The sequence below is a fragment of the Pseudonocardia pini genome (assembly GCF_013870575.1).
Taxonomy (GTDB): Bacteria; Actinomycetota; Actinomycetes; order Mycobacteriales; family Pseudonocardiaceae; genus Pseudonocardia; species Pseudonocardia pini.
Genome location: NZ_JACBXB010000466.1, coordinates 1 through 4,404, shown reverse-complemented (window position 1 = coordinate 4,404; position 4,404 = coordinate 1). Strand labels below are relative to the sequence as shown.

Below are 4,404 nucleotides of genomic sequence, written 5' to 3'. Positions count from 1 at the left end.
CTCCGGCTGCCGGTGTGGGGCGGCCTGCTGGGCGCCGACCGGGTCGACCCGGCGGAGTGGGAGGGCACGCCGTGGGACCGGGACGAGCTCACGCCCGAGGTCGACAAGGAGGTCTGGGGGCGACCGGCCGTCACGACCGTCACCACCGTCACCGCCGCGGCGGCCCCGGAGCCCGCGCCCGCCCCGCCCCCCGCGCCGAGCTCGCTGAACCGCAGCCTCGAGCAGCACTTCGTCTACAACGCCTTCAGCACGATCGCCTCACTGATGCGCACGGACCCGAAGCAGGCCCGTGAGCTGCTGCTCGGCTTCGCGGACCTGTCCCGCACCGCGGACCGGGTCGGCACGCCCGAGATCCCGCTGGCGGACGAGCTCGCGGCCGTCAAGGCCTACCTCGCGATCGAGAAGGCCCGGTTCGGGAGGCGGCTCGAGCAGAGCCTGACCGTCGCCGACGGGCTCGACGACGTCGTCGTCGCCCCGCTGCAGGTCCTGGTCGCCGTGCGGGACACCGTGCAGAAGGGGATCGAGCCGCGGCCCGAGGGCGGGCGGCTCGACGTGACCGCGGGGCCCGACGGGGCGGGCGGGGCCGTGGTGGAGGTCGTGGACGTGGGGCACACCACCACCCGGGTGGTCCTGCACGCGCCGGCGTCCACGTCCGTGTGAACGACATGTGAAGACCCGGACCGCTGACCGGCGCCGGTCTCCGCACCCGATCTCCGAAACGCTACGGTTCGCCCCATGCTCGGCCTGCCCGCGGGTGCACGCGCCTGCCTGTTCGACCTCGACGGCGTCCTGACCGACACCGCGAGTGTGCACGCCACGGCGTGGAAGACGATGTTCGACGAGTACCTCGAGAAGCGCGACGGCCCCGGCTACCGGCCGTTCGACGTGGCCGCGGACTACGGGCCCTACGTCGACGGCAAGCCCCGCCTCGAGGGCACCCGGAGCTTCTTCGCCTCCCGGGGGATCGACCTTCCCGAGGGGAGCCCGGACGACTCGGCCGACACCGAGTCCCTGTGGGGTCTCTCGACGCGGAAGAACGACCTCGTCCAGGTCGTGATCCGGGAGCAGGGCGTCGAGGTGTACCCCGCGTCGCGGCCCTACCTGGAGGCGGTGCGCGCGGCGGGCATGAGGACCGCGGTCGTGTCGTCCTCGGCCAACGCCGAGCAGGTGCTCGCCGTGGCCGGGCTGACCGATTTGATCGACCACCGGGTCGACGGCGTGACCGCCCGCGAGCGCGGTCTGCCCGGCAAGCCGAACCCGGACACGTTCCTCGCGGCGGCCGCCGACCTCGGCGTCCCGAAGGAGGAGGCGGTCGTGTACGAGGACGCGCTCTCGGGTGTCCAGGCCGGGCACGCCGGGAACTTCGGCCTGGTGATCGGGGTGGACCGGCTCGACCACGCGCAGGCACTCCGCGCGCACGGCGCGGACATCGTGGTGAAGGACCTGCAGGAACTGTTGGAGGACAAGTGAAGCCGGACGCGGGCCGCACGTTCGCGGTCGAGCCCTGGGTCGTGCGGGAGCCGACCCTCGACATCGCCGCGATGGGGCAGACGGAGTCGGTCTTCGCGCTGTCCAACGGGCACATCGGGCTGCGCGGGAACCTCGACGAGGGCGACCCGCACCACCTGCCCGGGACCTACCTGAACTCGTTCTACGAGGTGCGGCCGCTGCCGTACGCCGAGGGCGGCTACGGCTACCCGGAGTCCGGTCAGACGATCATCAACGTCACCAACGGCAAGCTGATCCGGCTGCTCGTGGACGACGAGCCGTTCGACCTGCGCTACGGCAAGCTGCGGCGGCACGAGCGGGTGCTCGACCTGCGGGCGGGCACGCTGACCCGCGAGGTCGAGTGGGAGTCCCCGGCCGGGCGCGTGGTCCGGGTGCGCAGCAAGCGGCTCGTCTCGCTGACCCAGCGGGCGATCGCGGCCATCTGCTACGAGGTCGAGGTGCTCGACGAGCCCGCGCTGCTCGTCGTGCAGTCCGAGCTCGTCGCGAACGAGCAGCTGCCCACCCGCGGCGGGGACGACCCGCGGCTGGAGGCGGCGCTGACCAACGCGCTGCAGTCCGAGATGTTCCGCGCCGACGAGGCCGGGGCCACGCTCGTGCACAGCACGCGCAAGTCCGAGCTGCGGGTCGCGGCCTCGATGGACCACGAGGTCCACGGGCCGGAGGGCATCAAGATCACCTCCGACGCCACCGAGGACGCGGGCAGCACCACGATCATCGGGCGGGTCACGCCGGGCGAGACCCTCAAGGTGATCAAGTACCTGGCCTACGGCTGGTCCTCGCAGCGCAGCCTGCCCGCCGTGTACGACCAGGTCCGGGCCGCCTCGGCCGCCGCGCGGTACACCGGCTGGGAGGGCCTGCTCAAGGAGCAGGAGGCGTACCTGGACGACTTCTGGGAGACCGCGGACGTCGAGATCGACGGGGACGCGGAGCTCCAGCAGGCCGTCCGGCTCGCCACGTTCCACGTCCTGCAGGCGGGCGCCCGCGCGGAGCGCCGGTGCATCTCGGCCAAGGGGCTCACCGCCGACGGCTACGACGGCCACACCTTCTGGGACACCGAGACCTTCTGCCTCCAGGTGCTCTCCTTCCTGGCCCCCGACGCCGCCGCCGACGCCCTGCGCTGGCGGCAGTCGATCCTGCCGTCGGCGTTCGAGCGGGCGGAGCAGCTGGGCCTGGCCGGCGCGGCGTTCCCGTGGCGCACGATCCGTGGCGAGGAGTGCTCCGGGTACTGGCCGGCGGGCACCGCGGCGTTCCACATCAACGCCGACATCGCGGACGCCGTCCGCAGGCACGTCGCCGCGACCGGGGACACCCAGTTCGAGCTGGAGGTCGGGCTGGAGATCCTGGTCGCCACCGCGCGGCTGTGGCGCTCGCTCGGCCACCACGACTCCGAGGGCGAGTTCCGGATCGACGGCGTGACCGGCCCGGACGAGTACTCGGCGATCGTGGACAACAACGTCTACACGAACCTCATGGCGCAGCTGAACCTCCGCTACGCCGCGGAGGTGGCCGCCAAGCACCCGCGCAGCGCGGCCAAGCTGGGCGTGAACTCCGAGGAGATGGCGAGCTGGCGGGACGCCGCCTCGTCGATGCGCATCCCGTACGACGACCGGCTCAAGGTCCACCCGCAGTCCGAGGGCTTCACCAGCCACAAGGTGTGGGACTTCGAGAACACCCCCGCGGACACCTACCCGCTGCTGCTGCACTACCCCTACTTCGACCTGTACCGCAAGCAGGTGATCAAGCAGGCCGACCTGGTGCTGGCGATGCAGCTGCGCCCGGACGCCTTCACCCCGGACCAGATGCGCCGCAACTTCGCGTACTACGAGGGGATCACCGTCCGGGACTCGTCGCTGTCGGCCTGCACGCAGTCGATGGTCGCCGCGCGGACCGGGCACCTCGACCTGGCCTACGACTACCTGGCCGAGGCCGCCCTGATCGACCTCAACGACCTGGCCGGGAACACCGACCACGGCATGCACATCGCGTCCATGGCGGGCACCTGGGTCTCGATCACCACGGGTCTCGGCGGCATGACGTGCGACGCGACCGGGCTGGCCTTCGCTCCCGTCCTGCCGTCCGCGCTGTCGCGGCTCTCGTTCGGGCTGCGCTGGCAGGGTCGTCAGATCCGGATCACGGTCACCCAGGACCAGGTGGAGTACACGCTGGTCAGCGGCCCGCCGATGCGGCTGCGGCACCACGGCGAGCCGGTCGCGCTGGCCGAGGAGCCCGAGGTCCGTCCCCTGCCGAGCCCGCCCACGGTGGACCCGGTGGAGCAGCCCTACGGCCGCGCCCCCCGACAGCGCCAGCACGGCGGCTGACCCTTCTCCCACCGGCGGCACTCTCGTGCGGACCTCCCGCACGAGGGTGCCGTTCGTGCGTTCGGGGCCACTCACCCGTTGAGCATTCGCTCAAGATGCTGCTAGCGTCTTCGTTGAGCGATCGCTCAACGAAGGGGGAGGCATGCGGCTGTACGTCGAGACGACGATCGCGGCGCCCGTCGCGGAGGTGTGGGAGCGGTCCCAGGCGCCCGACCTGCACCAGCGCTGGGACCTGCGCTTCCAGCGCATCGAGTACCTCCCACGGGAGCCCGGCGAGCCGCAGCACTTCCGGTACGCCACCGCGGGTGTGGCGGGCGAGGGGGTGAGCACGGGGGAGCGGTCCCGGCCGGACGGCTCGGCGACCTCGTCGCTCGGCTTCTCCTCGCCGAGCCCGCTCTCGCCGATCCGGCGCGGCGCGGGCTACTGGCGCTACACCCCGGTCGAACACGGCACCCGGTTCGTGACCGGCTACGACTACACCGCCCGCGGCCCGTTCGACGCCGTGGTGCGGCCGCTGATGGGGTGGGCCACCGCCTGGTCGTTCGACCGGCTGCGGCTGTGGGTCGAGCGGGGGACC

General features: G+C 72.4%; 4 protein-coding genes. All 4 read left to right on the top strand.

Annotated features, from left to right (window positions below):
* Positions 1-660 (top strand): histidine kinase (locus tag H5J29_RS22425; RefSeq protein WP_181783016.1); only part of this gene is annotated, 660 nt, incomplete at its 5' end.
* Between the two features lie 75 nt (positions 661-735).
* On the top strand, positions 736-1,470 hold the full coding sequence (locus H5J29_RS22420; protein ID WP_181783015.1) for a beta-phosphoglucomutase family hydrolase: 735 nt from the start codon (positions 736-738) through the stop codon (positions 1,468-1,470).
* Complete coding sequence (locus tag H5J29_RS22415) at positions 1,467-3,827, top strand: glycoside hydrolase family 65 protein (protein ID WP_181783014.1); 2,361 nt, start codon at positions 1,467-1,469, stop codon at positions 3,825-3,827. The genes H5J29_RS22420 and H5J29_RS22415 overlap by 4 nt, the downstream gene beginning before the upstream one ends.
* Positions 3,828-3,969: 142 nt before the next feature.
* Positions 3,970-4,404, top strand: a 435-nt coding sequence (locus H5J29_RS22410; RefSeq protein WP_181783013.1) for an SRPBCC family protein, incomplete at its 3' end; no start/stop codon positions are given.

Bases quoted from the DNA above. Each gene is read 5' to 3' on its own strand.
- H5J29_RS22420 (WP_181783015.1), top strand. From the start codon at position 736: ATGCTCGGCCTGCCCGCGGGTGCACGCGCCTGCCTGTTCGACCTCGAC.